Annotated in this window: 19 protein-coding genes; 7 read left to right on the forward strand and 12 right to left on the reverse strand. The window is 75.0% G+C overall.

Translation table 11 applies throughout. The features are described from left to right. The first annotated feature begins 83 nt into the window (after positions 1-83). A complete protein-coding gene (locus DE149_RS07050; protein ID WP_036380977.1) occupies positions 84-701 on the forward strand; it encodes a hypothetical protein in 618 nt (205 codons plus the stop codon). Positions 702-712: 11 nt separating this feature from the next. On the opposite strand, the gene DE149_RS07055 is transcribed toward DE149_RS07050, so the two are convergent. From DE149_RS07055 to DE149_RS07090, 8 genes are all read right to left on the reverse strand, one after another. Further along, positions 713-3,022 (reverse strand): bifunctional (p)ppGpp synthetase/guanosine-3',5'-bis(diphosphate) 3'-pyrophosphohydrolase, encoded by a 2,310-nt coding sequence (locus DE149_RS07055; protein ID WP_069941678.1) that lies wholly within the window; start codon positions 3,020-3,022, stop codon positions 713-715. A 115-nt stretch (positions 3,023-3,137) separates the two neighbouring features. Continuing rightward, on the reverse strand, positions 3,138-4,178 hold the full coding sequence (gene secF, locus DE149_RS07060; RefSeq protein ID WP_036317952.1) for a protein translocase subunit SecF: 1,041 nt from the start codon (positions 4,176-4,178) through the stop codon (positions 3,138-3,140). Further along, positions 4,175-5,995, reverse strand: a complete 1,821-nt coding sequence (gene secD / locus DE149_RS07065; protein ID WP_036317949.1) for a protein translocase subunit SecD — start codon at positions 5,993-5,995, stop codon at positions 4,175-4,177. Before secD ends, secF begins: the two co-directional genes overlap by 4 nt. A gap of 70 nt (positions 5,996-6,065) precedes the next feature. Continuing rightward, positions 6,066-6,503, reverse strand: a complete 438-nt coding sequence (gene yajC, locus DE149_RS07070) for a preprotein translocase subunit YajC (RefSeq protein ID WP_049147635.1) — start codon at positions 6,501-6,503, stop codon at positions 6,066-6,068. A gap of 60 nt (positions 6,504-6,563) precedes the next feature. Continuing rightward, positions 6,564-7,586 carry a Holliday junction branch migration DNA helicase RuvB gene (gene ruvB, locus DE149_RS07075; protein ID WP_095353336.1) on the reverse strand — a complete coding sequence of 341 codons (1,023 nt, stop codon included), beginning with the start codon at positions 7,584-7,586 and terminating at the stop codon, positions 6,564-6,566. Then, positions 7,583-8,227, reverse strand: a complete 645-nt coding sequence (gene ruvA / locus DE149_RS07080; protein WP_049147639.1) for a Holliday junction branch migration protein RuvA — start codon at positions 8,225-8,227, stop codon at positions 7,583-7,585. Before ruvA ends, ruvB begins: the two co-directional genes overlap by 4 nt. An 80-nt stretch (positions 8,228-8,307) precedes the next feature. Further along, a complete protein-coding gene (gene ruvC / locus DE149_RS07085) occupies positions 8,308-8,943 on the reverse strand; it encodes a crossover junction endodeoxyribonuclease RuvC (protein ID WP_036317938.1) in 636 nt (211 codons plus the stop codon). 47 nt (positions 8,944-8,990) lie between these two features. Beyond that, on the reverse strand, positions 8,991-9,752 hold the full coding sequence (locus DE149_RS07090) for a YebC/PmpR family DNA-binding transcriptional regulator (protein WP_049147641.1): 762 nt from the start codon (positions 9,750-9,752) through the stop codon (positions 8,991-8,993). A gap of 99 nt (positions 9,753-9,851) precedes the next feature. On the opposite strand from DE149_RS07090, the gene DE149_RS07095 reads away from it, so the two are divergent. Next, positions 9,852-11,945 (forward strand): M3 family metallopeptidase, encoded by a 2,094-nt coding sequence (locus DE149_RS07095; protein WP_113914222.1) that lies wholly within the window; start codon positions 9,852-9,854, stop codon positions 11,943-11,945. Positions 11,946-11,951: 6 nt separating this feature from the next. Here the strand turns inward: DE149_RS07095 and DE149_RS07100 are convergent, their stop codons facing one another. After that, positions 11,952-13,352: a S9 family peptidase gene (locus DE149_RS07100; protein ID WP_020627847.1), complete on the reverse strand. Its 1,401-nt coding sequence runs from the start codon at positions 13,350-13,352 to the stop codon at positions 11,952-11,954. Positions 13,353-13,439: 87 nt separating this feature from the next. Between DE149_RS07100 and msrB the strand changes: the two genes are divergently transcribed. From msrB to DE149_RS07120, 4 genes are all read left to right on the forward strand, one after another. Further along, a complete protein-coding gene (msrB, locus tag DE149_RS07105) occupies positions 13,440-13,955 on the forward strand; it encodes a peptide-methionine (R)-S-oxide reductase MsrB (RefSeq protein WP_020627848.1) in 516 nt (171 codons plus the stop codon). 75 nt (positions 13,956-14,030) lie between these two features. Next, on the forward strand, positions 14,031-14,645 hold the full coding sequence (locus DE149_RS07110) for a DUF3000 domain-containing protein (RefSeq protein WP_020627849.1): 615 nt from the start codon (positions 14,031-14,033) through the stop codon (positions 14,643-14,645). A gap of 71 nt (positions 14,646-14,716) precedes the next feature. Beyond that, the gene (locus DE149_RS07115) at positions 14,717-15,967 is read left to right on the forward strand and encodes an HRDC domain-containing protein (RefSeq protein ID WP_113914223.1); all 1,251 of its coding nucleotides are present in this window, start codon (positions 14,717-14,719) and stop codon (positions 15,965-15,967) included. Positions 15,968-16,043: 76 nt separating this feature from the next. Next, the gene (locus tag DE149_RS07120; RefSeq protein WP_061873140.1) at positions 16,044-18,215 is read left to right on the forward strand and encodes a 3-hydroxyacyl-CoA dehydrogenase NAD-binding domain-containing protein; all 2,172 of its coding nucleotides are present in this window, start codon (positions 16,044-16,046) and stop codon (positions 18,213-18,215) included. Positions 18,216-18,256: 41 nt separating this feature from the next. On the opposite strand, the gene DE149_RS07125 is transcribed toward DE149_RS07120, so the two are convergent. Continuing rightward, a complete protein-coding gene (locus DE149_RS07125; RefSeq protein WP_036382836.1) occupies positions 18,257-18,913 on the reverse strand; it encodes a hypothetical protein in 657 nt (218 codons plus the stop codon). Positions 18,914-19,007: 94 nt separating this feature from the next. Here DE149_RS07125 and DE149_RS07130 point away from each other — a divergent pair, with 94 nt between their 5' ends. Further along, positions 19,008-19,520, forward strand: coding sequence for a Rieske (2Fe-2S) protein (locus DE149_RS07130; RefSeq protein ID WP_020627853.1), 513 nt, complete (start codon positions 19,008-19,010; stop codon positions 19,518-19,520). Positions 19,521-19,527: 7 nt separating this feature from the next. On the opposite strand, the gene DE149_RS07135 is transcribed toward DE149_RS07130, so the two are convergent. Both DE149_RS07135 and DE149_RS07140 read right to left on the reverse strand, forming a co-directional pair. Further along, entirely contained in the window at positions 19,528-19,857 is a 330-nt protein-coding gene (locus DE149_RS07135; protein ID WP_020627854.1) for a PLD nuclease N-terminal domain-containing protein, read from the reverse strand. Continuing rightward, positions 19,857-20,831, reverse strand: coding sequence for an aldo/keto reductase (locus tag DE149_RS07140; protein ID WP_036317666.1), 975 nt, complete (start codon positions 20,829-20,831; stop codon positions 19,857-19,859). Before DE149_RS07140 ends, DE149_RS07135 begins: the two co-directional genes overlap by 1 nt. Positions 20,832-20,834: the final 3 nt, after the last annotated feature.

Raw genomic sequence — 20,834 nt, forward strand, 5'->3', positions numbered from 1 at the left:
CCCACCCGTCTCGAGCACGCCCCCGCGGCCCGCCTGTCCACAGGCGGCCGCGGGGGCGTCCCCGTCTCTGGCAGGATCCGGGCATGACGACCGTGACGATCGAGGAGACCGCCCCGACCGGGGCACTCGTGCTGGCGGGCGACCCCTTCACGGAGCCGGAGCTGCAGGCGCTCGGCGCGCGGGGCGCCGTGCGGCCGCTGCTGCCCGGGGTGTGGGCGCGGCCGGACGCCGCGGACGATCCCGCGGTCCGGGCCGCTGCCCTGTGGACCCTCGGCGGCCCGCTCCTGGCCGCCGGCTGGACCGCGATCGGCCCGTCGGCGGCCTGGATCCTGGCCGGCGGCGCGGCGCCCGGGCGGCTGCACGCGGCCGTGCCGCACTTCCACCGGCGCCCCGCCGGCGGGGGCCTGCTGCCCTGGACGCTCACGCAGTCGGACGTCGCGGCCGATGCCACGGGCGTCGCCCCCGCCGAGCACGACGTGCTCCGCTTCGGCCCCGTGCGGGTCACGACGCCCGCCCGGACAGTCGAAGACCTGCTGCTCAGCGCCGACCCGGATGCGGCGCGGCGCGCGGCCGCCGTGATCGGCGCCCACGGCGCCGCCGGGCTGCGGGAGCGGCTGGCCCGCCGGACCCGCCGTGCCGGCGTCGTGGCGGCCCGGCGCCGGCTGGGCGCGCTGCTGGCGGCGCTGGACGTCCCCGACTGAGGCCGGGAGGCTCAGGTGCGGTGCACGTCGAAGACGCCGTCGATGCGGCGCACCGCGTCGATCACGTGGCCGAGGAACCGGGGGTCGCCCATCTCGAAGACGAACCGGCTCATCGCCACGCGGTCGCGGGTGGTGTTCACGGAGGCCGAGAGGATGTTCACGTGGTTCTCGGAGAGGACCCGGGTGACGTCGGAGAGCAGCGACTTGCGGTCCAGCGCCTCGATCTGGATCTCCACCAGGTAGACGGTGTCCCGCGACGGCGCCCAGCTGACCGGGGTGCGGCGCTCCGGCTCCTGCGCGAGCAGGGTCGCCAGGTTGGGACAGTCGACCCGGTGCACGGAGACCCCGGAGCCGCGGGTGACGAACCCGTCGATGGCGTCCGGCGGCACCGGGTTGCAGCACCGTGCCAGCTTGGCCATGACGCCGCCGTCGCCGTCCACGAGCACGCCGGCGTCGTTGGTGGCCCGCGCGGGGGCGCGCCGCGACTGGGCCGGGACCAGCTCCTGCAGGTCCACCTCGCCGACGGTCAGCTCGCCCTCCGGCTCGGCCTGCGTCGACGTCGGCGGAGCGAGGCGCTCCGCGACGCGTTCCTGCACGGACTGGGCGGACACGTGGCCGTCGCCGAGGGCCACGAACAGCCCGTCGAGGTCCGCGTAGCCGAGATCCGTGGCCACCTGCACCAGCTCCTCGCCGCCGAGCACCTGCTGCACGGCCATGCCGGCCTTGCGCAGCTGACGGGTCAGCGACTCGCGTCCCCGGTCGGCCTGCTCGTCGCGGCGCTGCGTGGCGAAGTGGTGACGGATCTTGGACCGGGCCCGCGGCGAGACCACGAAGCCCAGCCAATCCCGGCTCGGCCCCGCGTCCTCGGCGCGCGAGGTGAAGACCTCCACGGTGTCGCCGTGGCTGAGCGGCGTGGACAGCGGGACGAGCTTGTCGTTGACCCGGGCGCCGATGGTGCGGTGGCCGACGTCGGTGTGGATGGCGTAGGCGAAGTCCACGGGCGTGGAGCCGGCCGGCAGGGTGCGGATCTCCCCCTTCGGCGTGAAGACGTACACCTCGTCCGCCCCGATCTGGGTGCGCAGCGAGGCGAGGAACTCGTCCGGGTCCCGGGTGTCCGCCTGCCAGTCCATCACCGAGCGCAGCCAGGCCGGCGTGGCCTGCACCGGCGCCTGGCCGGCGACCTGGGCCTTGTACCGCCAGTGCGCGGCGACGCCGTACTCGGCCTGGCGGTGCATCTCCTGCGTGCGGATCTGGATCTCCACCGGCTTGCCGCCCGGCACCATCACCGTGGTGTGCAGGGAGCGGTACATGTTGAGCTTCGGGACCGCGATGTAGTCCTTGAACCGGCCCGGGACCGGGTTCCAGCGCGCGTGGATGACGCCGAGCACGGCGTAGCAGTCACGCACGGAGTCCACGAGCACCCGGATGCCCGTGAGGTCGTGGATGTCGTCGAAGTCCTTCCCGCGCGTCACCATCTTCTGGTAGATCGAGTAGTAGTGCTTCGGCCGTCCGGTGACGGTCGCCCGGATCCGGTGCTCGCGCAGGTGCTCCTCGATCACGGTGCGCAGCGCCGCGATGTGCTTCTCCCGCTCCGGGTTGCGCTCCCCCACGAGGCGCACGATCTCCGCGTACATCTTGGGCTTGAGGGCGGCGAAGGAGAGGTCCTCGAGCTCCCACTTGACGGTGTTCATGCCGAGCCGGTGGGCCAGCGGGGCGTAGATGTCCAAGGTCTCCTGGGCCTTGCGGGCGCTGGACTCCGGGGAGACGTACCGCCACGTCCGCGCGTTGTGCAGCCGGTCGGCGAGCTTGATGAGCAGGACGTTCACGTCCTGGGCCATCGCGATGACCATCTTGCGCACGGTCTCGGCCTGCGCCGCGGCGCCGTAGGTCACCTTGTCCAGCTTGGTCACGCCGTCCACGAGGAGGGCGACCTCGGAGCCGAAGTCGGCGCGGAGGCGCTCCAGGGAGTAGTCCGTGTCCTCGACGGTGTCGTGCAGCAGGGCCGCCAGGAGCGTCGGGCCCGTCACGCCGATCTCGGCGAGGATCGTGGCGACCGCGACGGGGTGGGTGATGTACGGGTCCCCGGAGCGCCGCATCTGCCCCTCGTGTGCCGCGCGGGCGACCTCGAAGGCGCGGACGATCTCGGCCAGCTCGGTCTTGGTGGCTCGCTGCCGCACGGTGCGCATCAGCGGCTCGAGCAGGGGCGAGTACTCGGTGGCGTGCCGGCCGGTCAGGCGTGCGATCCGGCTGCGGGGCCGGACCGGGGCGGGACGGGCCGGGGCGGGACGGGCCGGGGCGGGAGTGGGGTCCTGCTCGCTCATGGGCCACGCCTCCTGACTCGTGCGGCCCCGACCGCTCCGGCCGGGATGATCGGCGAGTCTACCCGCGCCCGTCCCACCCCGCCCCAGGAAGACCACCGGGGCCGCAGCGGCTCCGTCAGAGTCGCGCGCCGTCGTCCCAGGGGGCGACGTCGGGATCGGTGACCGCCTCTGAGGCACGCTCCCGGGCGGCGCGGGCCGCGGCCCGGGCGTCGTGGTCGCGCACGTCCGGGTCGTTGCGGCGCAGCAGGGCGTACAGCGGCGCCTGGAGGAACAGGGTGGACAGGGTGCCCACGATGATGCCCACGAACAGCGCGAGCGCGATGTCCCGCAGCGTGCCGGCACCGAGCAGCCCCGCGCCGATGAACAGGATCGAGCCGACCGGCAGGATGCCGACGACGGAGGTCGTGATGGACCGGACGAGCGTCTGGTTCACCGCGAGGTTCACGTTCTCGACGAAGGAGCGCTCCGGGTCCTCCTCGGCCCCGATCGTGTTCTCGCGGATCTTGTCGAAGACCACCACGGTGTCGTAGAGCGCGTACGACAGGATCGTGAGGAAGCCGATGATGGCCGACGGCGTGATCTCGAAGCCGGTGGCGCCGTAGATGCCGGCGGTCAGCGCGACCACGTAGAGCATGCCGAGCACGGCGGCCAGGGACATCTTCCAGGTGCGGAAGTACACGGCCATGAACAGGGTCACGAGCACCACGAAGATCACCAGGCCGATCAGGGCCTGCTGCGACACCGCGGCGCCCCAGGTCGGCCCCACGAAGGTCGAGGTCACCTGGTCCTGGCCGACGCCGTAGGCCTCCTGCAGGTTCGCGGCCACGGCTCGGGTCTGGGCGTCGTCGAGCTGCTCGGTCTGGACGCGCACGGTGCCCGGGGCGACGTTCGTGACGGTGGCGTGGCCGTCGGCCAGCACGTCGGTCACGGCGCGCTCGCCCGCGGCCACGTCGGTGGAGGCCGTCTGCGAGACGGTGAACTCGGAGCCGCCCCGGAACTCGATGCCGAGGTTGAAGCCACCGCGGAGGGCGGTCAGGCCGCCGGCGAGGACGAGCAGCAGGGCGGCGAGGGCGAACCACCGCCGCCAGCGCTGGATGAACGGGTAGGAGATGCGGCCCGAGTAGAGGGCGTTGCCCCAGTCGGCGAAGCGGTTCACTGGTCCTCCTCCTGGCGGCGTCGCTCGGCGCGGCGTCGCTCGGCGATCGTCATGGGCGGCGCGGTGCGCGAGCGGCGGCCGCCCCCCCGGGCGGACGAGCCCGCGCGGGGGGCGCCCGTCGCGACGAGCGGGCGCGGGGCGTCGGCGGCCGCCGCGTCAGCCGGCTCGTCGGAGTCCTCCGCCGGGAGCCCGGTGCGGGGGGCGTGGGCGGGCTCGCGGAAGCGGCCGGCGCCCTGATACAGGGACGGCCCGCCCAGCAGCGACGGGTCCAGTCCGGACATCGGGTGTCCCTCGCCCACGAAGCGGGTCTGGGCCAACAGCACCATGAGCGGGTGGGTGAACATGAACACCACGATCAGGTCGGCGATCGCGGTGAGGCCGAGGGTGAACGCGAAGCCGCGCACGTTGCCGACGGCCACGAAGTACAGCACGACGGCGGCCAGCAGGTTCACGGCCTTGGACGCGGTGATCGTCCGCCGGGCGCGCTTCCAGCCCTCGTGCACGGCGACGGGCACGGTGTGGCCCGCGCGCAGCTCGTCCTTGATGCGTTCGAAGTAGACGATGAACGAGTCCGCCGTCAGACCGATCGCCACGATGAGCCCGGCGATGCCCGCGAGGGACAGGCGGTAGTTGTCCGTCCAGCCCAGGATCGCGATGGTCAGCCACGTCAGCACGCCCGCCACGATGATCGAGGCGAAGGTCAGCAGGCCCAGGGCCCGATACTGGAAGAACTGGTACACGGCCACGAGGCCGAGGCCGATCAGGCCGGCGATCAGGCCCCAGAAGAGCTGGTCCCGGCCGAGCGTGGCGGAGATCTGCTGCTCGGACTCGATCGAGAAGGAGATCGGCAGGGAGCCGTAGTTGAGCTGCTCGGCCAACTGCGCCGTCGTCTGCTCGTTCAGGGTGGGGCCGCTGATCTGCGCGCTGCCGTTGGTGATGACCACGTTGGACTGCGGCGCGGAGATCACGTCCCCGTCCAGCAGGATCGCGAACTGCTTGCGCGGGTCGCCCTCGGGGTACGGGGTGAGCTTCTGGGTGACCTCCGTGAAGGCCTTGGTGCCCTCCTCGTCGAACTCGATGTTGACGACCCACTGGTTGGTGGAGACGCCGCCCTGGGCCTGGGCCATGCCGTTGGACGCGCCCTTGATCTGGGTGCCCGGGATGACCACGGGGCCCAGGATGTACTTCTGGGCCGGCGTGACGGCGCCGTCGGCGAGCTCCTCGGAGGGCTGGCAGGCGACGATCGCCCGGTCGGACGGCGGCGGGGGCGCGGCCGGGTCCCGCGGGGCGGTGCAGTCCGTGGCCTGGAACTCGGCCAGCAGGGCCGGGGTGACCCAGTTCGGGTCGTAGGCGTCCGCCGGCTCCCCGTCGGGCTTCGGCAGCTGGTCTTCTGGCAGGCGCTGGTCCTCGGGGGTGGCCTCCCCCGGGCCGGACTGCAGCACGGGGCGGAACTGCATGTCCGCGGACGCCTGGATCAGGCGGCGGGTCTCCTCGTCCGGGACCCCGGGCAGGGAGACGACCACGTTCTGGGAGCCCTGCGTGGCGACCTCCGCCTCGGCCACGCCGGAGCCGTCCACACGCTGGCGGATGATCTCCACGGCCTGGTCCAGCTGCTCGGGGGTGACGGACTCGCCCGTCGAGGTCTGGGGGGCCAGCACCATCTGCGTGCCGCCCTCGAGGTCGAGGGCGAGCTTGGGAGCCCAGGAGGCCGCGCCGGAGGCCACGCCCCCGCCGAGGATCGCGGCCAGGACCACGAGGAGGGCGGCCAGCCAGGCCAGGGTGCGCCCGGCGGAGCCGGTGGGTGTTCTCTTCGCCATTGCTCAGGTGCTTCCGTCACATTCGAGCGGCCCCGCCAGGCGGGGCCGCGTGTGCAGGGGTGGGTGGGCCTCAGGCCAGGTCGTCGCGGCGCGGACGCGGGTCGGCGTCGTCGGCGCGGTACTCGGTGCCGGGGGCGTCATCCCGACGCGACGGGTCCGTGGTGGGCGCGGCGGCCGCGGCGGCCGTCTCGGGCTCCACGACGGTGGTGATGCCCTGCAGGTGCACGTCCATGCGCGTGCCCGGGGCGGTCTCCAGCGTCACCCGCTGGGCCTCGGCGTCCACGGCCACGACGGTGCCGAAGATGCCGGCGCCGGTCATGACCTCGACGCCCGGGGCGAGGGTGCTGCGCATCTGCGCCTGCTGCTGCTGCATCTTCTTGCCCTTGCGGAAGGAGAGGAAGAGCATCACCGCGAGCAGGGCGAAGGCGAAGAGCATGAGCAAGCTGCCACCGCCTCCCTGGGCCTGCTGGGCGATCACGGGCAGGGTCGCGGCGGTGGCGACGGGCATGGGGGACTCCTGATGCTCGGGGTGGGCGGGCCTGTCCAGTGTAGGGGCCCGCCCTGGGCGTCACGGCCCCGGCGTGGCCTCCGGAGCGGCGAGGCCCAAGTGCTCCCAGGCCCCCGGCAGCGCGACGCGGCCACGGGGGGTGCGCGCCACCATGCCCTCGCGGATGAGGAAGGGCTCGGCCACGGTCTCCACGGTCTCGGCCTCCTCCCCCACGGCGGTGGCCAGCGTGCTGAGCCCCACGGGCCCGCCGCCGAACGTGGTGCACAGGGCGGTGAGCACGGACCGGTCGAGCCGGTCCAGGCCCCGCCCGTCGACGTCGTACATGTCCAGGGCGGCGGCGGCGTCGTGCGGGCCGACCTCGGCCAGCCCCTTCACGAGCGCCCAGTCCCGCACCCGGCGCAGCAGCCGGTTGGCGATGCGCGGGGTGCCGCGCGAGCGCCGGGCGATCTGCCGGTACCCCTCCGTGGCCAGCCGCATGTCCAGCAGCAGGGCGGAGCGGCGCAGGACGCGCTCGAGCTCCTCCTCGGTGTAGAAGTCCAGGTGGCCCGTGAAGCCGAAGCGGTCGCGCAGCGGCCCCGGCAGGAGGCCGGCCCGCGTGGTGGCGCCCACGAGCGTGAAGGGCGGCAGCTCGAGCGGGATCGAGGTGGCGCCGGCGCCCTTGCCCACCACGATGTCCACGCGGAAGTCCTCCATGGCCATGTAGAGCATCTCCTCGGCCGGGCGGGACATCCGGTGGATCTCGTCGAGGAAGAGCACCTCGCCCTCGGTGAGCGAGGACAGGATGGCCGCGAGGTCGCCCGCGTGCTGGATCGCGGGGCCGGAGGACAGCCGCAGGGGGGCGTTCATCTCCGCGGCCACGATCATCGCCAGCGTGGTCTTGCCGAGCCCGGGCGGGCCGGAGAGCAGGACGTGGTCCGCGGCGCGGTCCCGCAGCCGGGCGGAGGCGAGCATGAGGTCCAGCTGCTCGCGCACGCGCATCTGGCCCACGAACTCGTCCAGGTGCTTGGGGCGCAGCGCGACCTCGAGCCGGCGCTCCTCCGGGTCGACGGCCGCCGCGGACAGCGGTGAGGACTCCGCGCTCATCGCCCGCCTCGCACCGCGCCGGCCATGCCGACGTCGCGCAGGGTGGCGCGCAGCAGCGCGGCGACGTCGCGGCCCTCGTCCAGCTCCGGGCGGGCCGCCACGGTGGCCTCGACGGCCTTGAGCGCCTCCTTCTCGGACCAGCCCAGGCCGGCCATCGCCTGCACGACGTCGGCGTGCCAGAGCGCCTCGACGGTCGGCTCGGCGCTCGCCTCGGCCTCCGCCTCGGGCACCGGCTCCCCGGTGGGCGCGAGGCGGCCGGAGAGCTCGACGATGATCTTGCGCGCCATCTTCGGCCCGATGCCGGGCACGCGGGTGAGGGTCTTCTCGTCCTCCTCGGTGACCGCCCGGCGCACGGTCTCGGGGTGGTGGACGGAGAGGATCGCCAGGGCGAGGCGGGGACCCACGCCGTTGGCCGTGATGAGCACCTCGAACACCTCGCGCTCGTCGCGGTCCGCGAAGCCGTAGAGGGTCAGGGCGTCCTCCTTGACCACGAGGTGGGTCTGCACCGCCCCCGGCCGGCCCTCGTGCAGGGTGGACAGCGTCTGCGGGGTGGCGGAGAACTGCACACCCAGGCCGCCGACGGCAATGACCGCCCGGTCGAGGGCCACGTGCTCGACGGTGCCGCTGAGCGAGGCGATCATGAGGGGCCCTCCTGTCGGGACGGACGGACGCCGGTCGGCGCGGATTCGAACATATCATCGAACGCCGGCCCGGCAGCGGCCTACCGGCGACGCCCGCCGCCCGCCGAGCGCTCGGCGTCGAGCCAGGCCCGCTGCGCGGCGGTGAGCTGGCCCCGCGGGCGGGCGCGCGCGGGCGCCTTGGCGGCGAACTGCGAGCGCCCCGCCCGGGAGGCGAGGTCTGCGGTGTCGAGGCCGGTCTGGCCGGCGGCCGCGCCGAGGGCGGTGCCGCGCCAGCCGTGGGCGATGGCCAAGGCGAGGGCGTCGGCCGCGTCGGCCGGGCGCGGCGGGGCGTCGAGGCGGAGGATCCGGGTGACCATCGTGGTGACCTGCTCCTTGCCCGCATCGCCGTGTCCGGTGACGGCGGCCTTGACCTCGGAGGGGGTGTGCAGGCCCACGGGGACGCCGGCGCGCGCGGCCGCGGCGATCGCCACGCCCGCGGCCTGGGCCGTGCCCAGCACGGTCGGCGTGTTCGTGTTCGCGAACATGCGCTCGACGGCGGCGCGATCGGGCCGGTGCGCGGCGAGGACCGCGGAGACGGCCTCGTCGATGCGCAGGAGGCGCTGGTCCAGGGGGGCGGTGGGCGGGGTGCCCGTGACCTCGACGTGGACGAGCGCGGCCCGCCGTCGCGCGTCCACGTCCACCACGGCGATCCCGCAGCGGGTGAGCCCCGGGTCCACCCCGAGGATCCGGACGACGTCGGCGGGCCGGCGCGCGCTCAGCGCGATCAGTCCTCGTCGAGCTCGGCGAGGACCTCGGGGGCGATGTCCACGTTCGAGAAGACGTTCTGGACGTCGTCGAGGTCCTCGAGCGCATCGGCCAGCTTGAGGAAGGTGCGGGCGCCCGACGCGTCCAGGTCCACCTTCATGGTGGGGACGAACTCGAGCTCGTCGGACTCGTACTCCACGCCCGCCTCGTCGAGGGCCTTGGCCACGGACTGCAGGTCGGAGGGGTCCGAGAGGATCTCGAAGGAGTCGCCGGAGACGACGACCTCCTCGGCGTCCGCGCCGCCCTCGAGCACGGCCTCGAGCAGGCCGTCCTCGGTGTTGCCCTCGGTGGGCAGGCGCACGAGGCCCTTGCGCTCGAAGAGGAAGGAGACGGAGCCGGAGTCCGCCATGGTGCCGCCGTTGCGGGTGACGGCCGCGCGCACGTCCGCGGCGGCGCGGTTCTTGTTGTCGGTCAGGCACTCGACCAGCAGCGCCGAGCCCTGGGGGCCGCGGACCTCGTACATGATCTCGGCGTAGTCGATGACCTCGCCGGTCAGGCCGGCGCCGCGCTTGACGGCGCGGTCGATGTTGTCGTTGGGCACCGAGGCCTTCTTGGCCTTGGACACGGCCAGGTCGAGGGCGGGGTTGCCGGCGACGTCGGGTCCGCCGGCACGTGCCGCGACCTCGATGTTCTTGATGTACTTCGCGAACGCCTTGGCGCGCCGCGCGTCGATGACGGCCTTCTTGTGCTTGGTGGTCGCCCATTTGGAATGTCCTGCCATCACGCCTCCTCAGGTCTGGATCTCGTCTGCTGGCTCGACCGCCCAGTCTAGCGACGCCCGGTGGGGTGGCGCGGATCACGGCTGACTACACTCGCGCCCATGACCCACACCTCCGCGCCCTCCGTCCTGCCCGCCGACCACCCGCTGGCGACCCCCTCCGACCTGCCCTACGGGCTGCCCGACTTCTCCGCCGTCTCCGACGCGCAGCTGGCCGAGGCCGTGCGCGCGGGGATGGCGGCCCAGCGCGCCGAGGTCGACCAGATCCTCGGGGCGGCCACGGCGCCGACCTTCGAGAACACCGTCCGCGCGCTCGAGCTGTCCGGCCAGCTGCTGCGCCGCTCCGCCGCCATGTTCTTCACGCTCGTCGGCTCGGACGGCACGGACGCGCGGCAGGCCCTGGCCGAGGAGCTCTCCCCCGAGCTCGCGGCCCACGAGGACGCGATCCTGCTGGACCCGCGGCTGGTGGCGCGCGTCGCGGCGATCGACGACGGCGGCCTCACGGGCGAGGACGCCCGCCTGCTGGAGGCGCTGCGCCTGCGCCTCTCCCTGGCGGGGGCGGACCTGGACGACGCCGCGCGCGAGGAGCTGCGCGGGATCAACACGGAGCTGGCGTCCCTCTCGGCCGCCTACACGCGCCGCCTCGTCGCGGACACCGCGGCCCGCGCCGTGCTCGTCTCGGACCGCGAGCGCCTGGCCGGTCTGAGCGAGGACGACCTGGCCGCGGCGGCGGGGGCGGCCGCCGAGGCGGGGCACGGGGACGGGGACGCGGCGGCGGGCCCGTGGCTGCTGACGCTGTCCCTGTTCACGTCGCAGCCGTGGCTGGCGTCCCTGCAGGACGAGGGGATGCGGCGCGAGGTGTTCGAGGCGTCGACGGGCCGGGGCGGGGCCGGGGAGCACGAGACGCTGACGACGGCGATGGCGATGGTGCGGCTGCGGCTGCGCAAGGCGCGGCTGCTGGGGGCGCAGAGCTGGGCCGAGCAGGCGCTGAAGGACCGGGCGGCGCCGTCGACGGCGGCCGTGGAGGAGCTGCTGGCCGCGATGGCGCCGCGGGCGATGGCCAACGCGCGGGCGGACGCGGCGACGGCGGCGGCGCACGCGGGCCGGACGGACGCCGAGGTGGCCCCATGGGACTGGCCGGCGCTGTCCGCGGCGTACGCGCGGGAGGAGTTCGCGGTGGACGCGGACGCCCTGCGCCCGTACTTCGAGCTGGACCGGGTGCTGACCGAGGGCGTGTTCGCGGCGGCGACGGCGCTGTACGGGCTCACGTTCGCCGAGCGCCCGGAGCTGGCGCGGCAGCTGTACCGCCCCGGGATCCGGGTGTTCGAGGTGACGGGTGAGGACGGTGCCGGGGTGGGTCTGTTCGTCGCGGACCTGTTCGCGCGGCCGACCAAGTCGGGCGGTGCCTGGATGCACACGGTGCGGGACATGGCGGACGCCCTGGGCGAGCGCCCGGTGGTGTTCACCACGATGAATGTGCCGGCCCCGGCGGCGGGGCGTCCGGCCCTGCTGACGCTGGATGAGGCCACGACGCTGTTCCACGAGTTCGGCCACGCCCTGCACGGGCTGCTGGCCCGGGGCGAGTACGCCTCGCTCACCGGGACGAACGTGCCGCGCGACGTCGTCGAGTTCCCGTCGCAGGTCAACGAGGTGTGGCTGCGCGAGCCGTCCCTGCTGGCCGCGTACGCGCGGCACGTGGAGTCGGGCGAGCCGCTGCCGGCGGGGACGCTGGAGCGGCTCGAGGCGGCGGACCTGTGGGGCGAGGGGCACCGCACGGTCGAGTATTTGGGCGCGGCGCTCGTGGACTGGGCCTGGCACTCGCTGACGGAGGAGACGGTGGACGCCGCCACGGCCGACCCGGCCGCGTTCGAGCGCCGGGTGCTGACCGAGGCGGGCATCGACCCGGACCTGGTGCCTCCGCGCTACGGCACCGGCTACTTCAAGCACATCTTCGGCGGCGGCTACGCGGCCGGGTACTACTCCTACGTGTGGGCCGAGGTGCTGGACGCGGACGCCGTGGAGTGGTTCCGCGAGCACGGCGGGATGACGCGGGAGAACGGCCGCCGGTTCGCGGACGAGCTGCTCTCGCGGGGCGATACGCGTGACCTGCTGGAGTCCTACCGCGCGTTCCGTGGCCGGAACGCCGAGCTCGAGCCGCTGCTGCGCCGTCGGGGGCTGGCGGACGCCGCGGCCTGAGCGCGGTCAGCGCCCCCGGCCGCCGGGGCGGGGGGCGCTGAGCACGGCGCGCAGCCAGCCGCGCACGGTGGTGTCCCACTTGCGCGGGTCCACGTTCTGCTCGCGGGTGTGGCGGGCCTGGTGGAAGCGGACGAACCGCACGAGGTCCGGGTTGCGCTCGGCCAGGTCCTGCGAGGGGCCGACGGGCACGTACTCGTCGTCCTCGGAGTGCAGGATCAGCGTGGGCACACGCACGTGGTCGGCGCGGGTCACCCAGTCCAGGGCCTTGAGGTCCACGGGGGCGGCCAGGCCCGTGATGAACCGGCCGGCCCGGTTGGCCAGCAGCCACTGGCCGAGCAGGCCCACGGCTTCGGGGATCCGGTTGAGCCGGGCCTGGTGGCGCAGCACGTCCACCCAGTCGATGACGGGGCCCGTCAGGACCACGCCGCGCACGTGCGGGGCCAGCGGGGAGCGGTCCACGGTCTGCAGCACCACGGCCCCGCCCATGGACCAGCCGAAGAGGACGACGTCCCGGGCGCCGTGGTCGAGGGCGTAGCGGATGGCCGCCTCGACGTCCTCCCATTCGGTGGTGCCGAGCCCGTAGCGGGCGTCGGCGGCGTCCGGGGCGTCGCCGTCGTTGCGGTAGGAGATCAGCAGCGACGTCATGCCCAGGCGGCGGGCGGTCGGCACGGCGCGGATGCCCTCGTTGCGGCGCGCGCCGCGGCCGTGGACCATCACCGCCCACAGCCCCTCCGCGGGACGGGGTTCGCCGTCCTCGCTGGGGTCCGGCTCGATGCGCCATGCGCGGGCGTGGCCGCCGGGCACCGGCACCTGCACGTCCTCGGCGTCGAGCCCGGCGTCGGCGGGGGTCGGGTAGACGAAGCCGGTGAACCGGCCCCGGGTCGCCGTCGTCAGATCGCCGGAGAAGACCTCCTCGACCGCGCGCTGCACCGTGCCGTCCCGGGGGTCGAAGGAGGTGATCTCCCCGATGCGGGCGCATCCGGCGCCGTCGTCGAACGTGAGGGAGTACTGGCCGGGCACGGTGGTGTACTCGTCGGCCTGCAGGATCACGTCCTGCCCGGCGGGCGTGTCGACGACGGCGAGGATCGGCGTGGACTCGGCGTGGCGGCGCACGGGGGTCACCACGGTGCGGGCGAACACGCCTGCGAGCGCCGAGCTCGCCCCGGCCAGCACGAAGGCGGAGGCCGCGGCGACGCTGAGCACGGGCGGGGCCCAGCGGGCCACCGGGGAGGCCACGGCCACGCCGCCGCGCACCGATCCGGTGACTCCGCGGCGGACCAGGCGGCCCGCTCGGCGGACGCGGGAGTCGCGACCCCCGGCCCGCCGGGCTGCCACGGTGACGGCGGCGGCCAGGGCGGGCGGCAGGTCGGCGGGGTGGGGACGGGGACGGCGGGGTCGTGCGGCCATGCGCGCCATTGTCCTCCACGGGCGGGCGCGCCCGCCAATGCGACGCCGGTCGGGAACACGACGGCGCTCCGGACCGTTGCACCGGGCATGACCGAGACTCCCCACACCCCCCATGACGGCCCCACCCCCGACCCCGCGCGGGACGTCCCCGCTCCCGAGCAGACCCTGGCCGCCCCGGGCGGCGCCCGCCTGACGGACGAGGAGTGGGCCCGACGGCTCACGCCCGAGGAGTTCCAGGTGCTGCGCCGGGCCGGCACGGAACGGCCCTTCACGGGCGAGTACTGGGACTCGCACGTGAAGGGCGTGTACGCGTGCCGGGCGTGCGGATCCGAGCTGTTCCGCTCGGACGAGAAGTTCGACGCGCACTGCGGCTGGCCCTCGTTCTTCGCACCGCTCGCGGAGGACCGGGTGGAGTACCTGAAGGACACCACCCTGGGCATGGAGCGGATCGAGGTGCGGTGCGCGGCGTGCGGCTCCCACATGGGTCACGTCTTCGCGGGCGAGGGCTATGACACCCCCACGGACCTGCGCTACTGCATCAACTCGATCTCGCTGCGCCTGGCCCCCGCCGACGACGCGGCGGCCCCGGACGGGGCGCGCTGATCCGGTGCGGGAGCGCCGTGGCGTCCACGGCGCGCCCCCGCGGCCCGCTGGGCCCCGCAGCCTAGGCTGACGGGCATGAGCGTGATCGGGCCCCGTCGCCTCTCCGCCGCCCCCGGGGCGGTCGAGGCGCCCGTGCCGCCGGGGGTGTTCCGGCGTGCCCTGGCGGACCTGCGCGATGCGCGGCCACGGACCGAGGTGCGGCTGCGGGAGATCCCGGCACCCGAGGGGCAGGCGCCCTTCGCCGTCGCCCTCGCCGCCGACGTGTGCGACGGGCCGGGCGCGACCGGCGGCGTGCTGGCCACGGGGCGGTTCGTCCTCCTGCACGACCCGGCTCCGGACGCCCGGTGGCCGGGAGGCTTCCGGGCGGTGACATGGATCCGTGCGAGCCTGGAACCGGACGTCGCTCTGGACCAGCTGGCCGGCGCCGTCGCGTGGACGTGGCTCGTGGAGGCGCTCGAGCGCCGCCACGCCGAGCACTCCCACGCCGGCGGCACCGCGACGCGCAGCATCGCGGAGGGCTTCGGGACGCTCAGTGCGGCCCCGGACACCACCGACATCGAGCTGCGCGCCTCGTGGACCCCGGCCCCGCGGGACCTCGGCTCGCATCTCGAGGCGTGGTCGGACATGATCTGCGCGTTCGCCGGTCTGCCGCCCGAGCACGCCGCGGACGTCCACACGGCCGGCCCCTGACCGCGCGCCCGCGCCTCCGACACACCGGGCCCCGGCCCGTCCCCGCCCCGACCTCCACGAACAGGAGCAGCATGACCGACGCCCCCGAGACGGCCGCCCCGGACGCGCCCCCGCGGCTGATCGCCACACCGGCCGGTGGAGTCCCCCGGCTCACCGACACCCGCGCGGGCCTGGAGGCCTGCGCCGCGGCGCTCGCCGCGGGGACCGGGCCCGTCGCCGTCGACGCGGAGCGCGCCTCCGGGATCCGGTACGGCCAGCGGGCCATGCTCGTCCAGCTCAAGCGCGAGGGCGCCGGCATCTGGCTCGTCGATCCCGAAGCCCTCGACGGGCTGGCCCCGCTGCAGGAGGCCCTCGCGGGCGTCGAGTGGATCCTGCACGCGGCCAGCCAGGACCTGCCCTGCCTGGCCGAGCAGGGGCTGCGCCCCGATCGGCTGTTCGACACCGAGCTCGCGGCCCGGGTGGCCGGCCTGCCGCGCGTCGGCCTGGCCGCGGTCCTGGAGGAGCTGCTGGGGGTCACCCTCGCCAAGGAGCATTCGGCCGCCGACTGGTCGGTGCGTCCGCTGCCCGAGGCGATGCTCACCTACGCGGCGCTCGACGTCGAGCTGCTCGTCCCGCTGCGCGAGGCCCTGATCGCGCGCCTCGAGGCCGACGGCAAGCTCGCGTGGGCCGAGCAGGAGTTCGAGCACGTGCGCACGGCCCCGCCGCCCACGCCGAAGAAGGACCCCTGGCGCGGCACCTCGGGCTCCCAGACACTGCGCCGCCCCGTGCAGCGCGCGGTCCTCAAGCGCCTGTGGGAGGCCCGCGAGGACCTCGCCCGCCACCGCGACGTCGCCCCCGGCCGGCTCATCCCGGACCGGTCGATCGTCGCCGCCGCGGCCGCCCAGCCGCGCACCGTCCCCGCCCTGCGCCAGACCTCCGGCTTCCACGGCCGCGCCGCGAGCCGCGAGGCTCCGCGGTGGATCGCCGCGATCCGGGCCGGCGTCGAGGACGCCGAGCGGGGCGACGCCCCCGCGGCGCAGGTCCGCACCGGGGACGGCCCGCCCCCACCCCGGGCCTGGAAGGACCGGGACCCGGTGGCGGACCGCCGCCTGCGCACGGCCAAGGCCCGCGTCGCCCGTCGGGCCGAGCAGCTGGGGATGCCCACCGAGAACCTCCTCACCCCGGACACCCTCCGGCGGATCTGCTGGACCCCGCCCGCCCCGATCACCCCCGAGACCGTGGACGCGTTCCTGACGGAGCGGGGCGCGCGCCCGTGGCAGGTGGAGAACGTCGGCGCGATCGTCACGGTCGCGCTGCTGGACCCCGATCCCGCCGACGCCTGAGCCCCCGACGCGGCCGGCCGGATCGGTCCGTCGCGTCGCGTCGACGCGGAGGCTACTCGCCGGTAGTGTGACCCGCATGACATCCGTTTCTCTTGCTTCCTTCGACCACCTGCCCGCCCTGGCCCCGGATGAGGTCGTCACCACCGTCACCGTGACCGACCACGCCCTGCCCGAGGGTGCGGGCACGCTCGCGCTGCTCACGCTGGACAACGGGCAGGGACCCCGCCGGCCCGCGACCCTGGGCCCGGCCACGCTCCTCGGCCTCGGCCGGGTGCTCGACGAGCAGGCCGCCCGGGCCGCCGCGGGCGAGATCCAGGCCCTGGCCGTGACCGGTGTGGAGGGGACCTTCGCGGCCGGGGCGGACCTGTCCCTGATCGCGGGCCTCACCGACGACGTCGGCCGCGACCTGGCCCTGCTCGGCCACGCCGTCTACGACCGGCTCGCGGCCCTCGAGATCCCCACGGTTGCGCTCGTGAACGGCCTCGCCCTCGGCGGCGGCCTCGAGCTGGCCCTGGCCGCCGGACACCGCGTGGTGGCCGCCGATGCGAAGGGCTTCGGCCTGCCCGAGGTCCGGCTCGGCCTGATCCCCGGCTGGTCCGGCGTGTGGCGCGTGCCCCATCTGATCGGCCCGGAGGCCGCCGTCGACGTCGTGCTGAAGAACCCCCTCGACGACAACCGCATGCTCGACGCCCGCGCGGCGCACGGGCTCGGCCTGATGGACCGGATCGTGGAGGGGGACCTCCTCGACGCGGGCCTCGAGCTCGCCGCCGCCCTGGTCGCCGGGGACGAGTCCGTGGCGGCCGAACTGGCCGCCCACCGCGACCGCGACGTGTCCGACGCCGCCTGGGACCGCGCCCTGGCGGCGCTGGAGCGGCTGCAGGCCGCTCGCCCCGGACGCCACCTGCCGGCGCGCCGTCACCTGGAGGACCTGTTCACCGGCGCCCGCACGCGCACCCGCGCCGAGTCCGCCCAGGCCGAGGCGGACGCCCTCGGGACGCTGCTGCACTCCCCCGAGTTCCGGCGCACCGTGTACGCGTTCCTCGGCCTCGTCCAGGGCCGCGCCAAGCGCCCCGCCGGCGACCCGGGCCGCGAGCTCGCCCGCGAGGTCCGCAAGGTCGGCATCGTCGGTGCGGGCCTGATGGCCGGCCAGCTCGCCCTCGTCTTCGCCCGGCACCTGCGGGTGCCCGTCGTGATGACGGACATCGACGCCGAGCGTGTCGAGCGCGGCCTGGCGGGCGTGCGCGCGCAGGTCGAGAAGATGGTCTCCCGTGGACGGCTCTCCGCCGAGGACGGCGAGGCCCTGGCCGGGTTGATCACCGCGGACACGGACAAGGCGGTGTACGCGGACGCCGACATCGTCATCGAGGCCGTCTTCGAGGAGCTCGAGGTCAAGCGCACCGTCTTCCGCGAGCTCGAGGGCATCGTGCGTGAGGACGCCATCCTGATGACCAACACCTCGAGCCTGTCCGTGGCCGCCATGGCCGAGGTCCTCGAGCATCCCGAGCGCCTCGTGGGCTTCCACTTCTTCAACCCGGTGGCGGTCATGCCGCTCGTGGAGATCGTGCGGACCGAGGCGACGACGGACGAGGTCGTGGCCACCGCGTTCGAACTGACCCGCCGGCTCCGCAAGACCGGCGTGCTCGTCCACGACGCCACCGCGTTCGTGGTCAACCGCGTCCTGCTGCGCATGATGGGCGAGGTGCAGAACTCCTTCGACGAGGGCACCGACGCGCACGAGGCCGACCACGCGCTGGACCCGCTGGCCCTGCCGATGACGCCGTTCACCCTCCTGGCCATGGTCGGCATCCCCGTGGCCCAGCACGTGTCCGAGTCCCTCTCCGCGTCCTTCGGCGCGGAGCGCTTCCCGGTCTCGGCGAACCTGCAGCGCCTGATCGACGCCGGCAAGACCGCGATCTGGGCCAAGGACGTCCGCCCCGACCGGCGCGACGAGGAGGCCGCCGGCGCGACCGGCGAGCAGATCCCGGAGGCGACCGCGGCCCTGCTGGAGCAGGGCTCGACCCCGCAGACCTCCGAGGAGCTGCTGCGCCGGGTCGAGGACGCGCTGGCCGAGGAGATCGGCCTGCTCCTGGACGAGCACGTCGTCGCGGCCCCCGAGGACGTGGACCTGTGCATGATCCTCGGCGCCAACTGGCCCCTGCACCTGGGCGGCATCACGCCGTACCTGGACGACTGCGGGGCCGCCGAGCGGGTGAACGGGCGGCGCTTCCACCCGGCCGCGCAGGCCTGACCGGCCCCGGCCGGGCCGTCCGCGACGGCCCGGCCCACGGCTCAGGCGATCGGCAGCCCGGCGAACGTCACCACGTGCGCGTCGAGCCCGGCGGTCGCCGCGGCCTGGTCGGCCACGGGGGTCGAGGCGGTGCCCCCGCCCCAGTCGGAGGCGACCACGGCGCCCTCGCGCACGAGGTGCGCCCCCAGCTCCACGCCGTCCGCGACGACGGCCACCCGCACGTCCGACCCGCCCGCGTCCGCCGGGCGCAGCTCGGCGCGGGGCACGCGCAGCCCGCCCTGCAGGGGCGAGGCCTCCTCGAGCCGGTCCACGGCGAGCGGGCCCTCGGCGGCCACCCGCGCGAGGAGGAGGTACTCCGCGTACGAGGGCAGCACCGCGGCGTCGATGCCGGCCCGCTCACGGTCGATGCGCACCCGCTGGGCTCCGGCGGAGTCCTCGTGGGTCGTCCATGCCCAGCCGTCCCCGTCGGGCGTGAAGCCGACCTGCGTCTGGGCGAGGTAGCGCTCGGGCAGTCCACCGCGGGCGGCGCGCTGGGCGGGCGTGGGGGCGAAGCCCATGCGGGTGGTCAGCACGCCGTCCTCCAGCACCCGGTGCAGGAAGCCGACGTGCACGTCGTCGAGGGTCACGGCCTCCCACCGCTCGAAGGGAGTGAGGTCGAAACGGGCGGCGCCGGTGGGGCGCGGGGCGGGGTGGGTCACGGCGGTGCTCCTGGGGCTCGGGGGTCCGTCCCCCCGATCCTCGCACCCGTCGGGCCCGGTCGCATCCGCCCTCGCCACGGGCGATAATGGGTCGATGACCACGCAGGACTCCCCCCTCACCCCGAACTCCTCCCGGTCCGGCTGCTGCGACGACCACGCCCGCCCGGACACCTCCCGCCGCACCGTCCTGGGCCGCGGCGCCGCCGTCGCCGCCGCGGGTGCCGGCACACTCGCGCTGGCCGGCTGCACGGACCGGCTGCGTGAGAAGGACACCGCGCAGGACCACTACACCGGCTCCGACGCCGTCGACGCGCTGCCCGCCGCCGAGCTGCCCGTGGGCGCCTCCCGGGAGGTGCAGGTGCAGGGTCGGACGCTGATGATGCATCGCGTGGACGAGACCACGGTGACCGCCTTCACCAACGTGTGCACGCATCAGGGCTGCCTGCTCCAGGTCGTGGACCGGCAGGAGGGCCCGGCCTACGCCTGCCCCTGCCACGGCTCGCACTTCGACGTCACCTCGGGGAAGCCGTTCGGCGGCCCGGCCCGCAAGGCCCTCATGGACTACGACGCGGCCGTCGTCGACGACCGCATCGTCGTCAAGCTCTGAGCCCGGCTCATTCCTCCGGCGCGCCGTAGCGCCGGCGCGGGGGCACCACGACGGCGGAGCGGTCGTTGGGGTCCCACGCCGGCTGCTCGCGCCGCCGCGCCGGGTAGTAGCGGTGCCGCCACCAGAACCAGATGAGCGCCCCCAGCACCGGCAGCAGCAGCATGAGGCCGACCCACGGCAGGCGCGCCCGGGCGTCCAGGGGGCTGCGGCCCAGCGAGACGAAGCCGGCCACCCACAGCGCACCGGCCACGACGGACACGGTCCAGCCCAGGGCGGCCTCCCCCGGCGTCGGCACGAGCGGGGTCGCGGCGGCCGCGCCGGTCAGCGCGCCGGCCATCAGAAGAGCGCGACCTTCTCCGGGCCCGGGAACAGGGCGTCCAGCTCGGCCAGGTCCTCCGCGGTGGCGAGCCAGTCGGCCGCCGCCGCGTTCTCCACGACCTGCGCGGCACGGGTGGCGCCGGCGATCACGGAGGACACCGGCCCCTGCGCCGCCAGCCACCCGATCGCGGCCTGGACCTCGGTGATCCCCCGCTCCCGGGCGAACCGGCCGAACGCGGCCAGCTGCTCCAGGTCGGCGTCGGCCACCATGTGCTGGCGCACGTGGGACAGGCGCGAGCCCTCGGGGGCGTCGCCCTGCGAGTACTTGCCCGTGAGCAGCCCGTTGGCCAGCGGGAAGTACGGCAGGACGCCGAGCCCGAACTCGGCCGCCGCCGGGACCACCTCGAGCTCGGCCCGGCGGTCCAGCAGGTTGTAGTGGTTCTGCGCGGACACGAAGCGCTCCACGCCCAGCTCGCGGGCCACGTACTCGGCCTGGGCGATCTGCCACCCGGCCCGGTTCGAGTGGCCCACGTAGCGGACCTTGCCGGCGCGCACGAGGTCGTCGAGCGCGCGGAGGGTCTCCTCGATGGGCGTGGCCGGGTCCGGGGTGTGGAACTGGTAGAGGTCGATCCAGTCGGTGCCGAGGCGGCGCAGGGAGTCCTCGACGGCGCGCACGATGTACCGGCGGGAGCCCCGCGCGCCGCCGTCGTCGCCGGCGACACCGCCCATGTCCATGCCGAACTTGGTGCCGATCACCACCTCGTCGCGGCGGGCGCCCAGGGCGCGGCCGAGCCGCTCCTCGGACAGGCCGGGCTCGGCGCCGTAGACGTCGGCGACGTCGAAGAAGGTGATGCCGGCGTCGAGCGCGGCGTGGACGACGGCGTCGGTGCCGGCCTGCTCCAGCGTGGCGGTGCCGGGGCGGCCGAGGTTGTTGCAGCCCAGGCCGACGACGGAGACGGTCAGCCCGGAGCGGCCGAGACGGGTGTGGCGCACGGG

The organism is Micrococcus sp. KT16 (genome assembly GCF_003315015.1).
Taxonomy (GTDB): domain Bacteria; phylum Actinomycetota; class Actinomycetes; order Actinomycetales; family Micrococcaceae; genus Micrococcus; species Micrococcus luteus.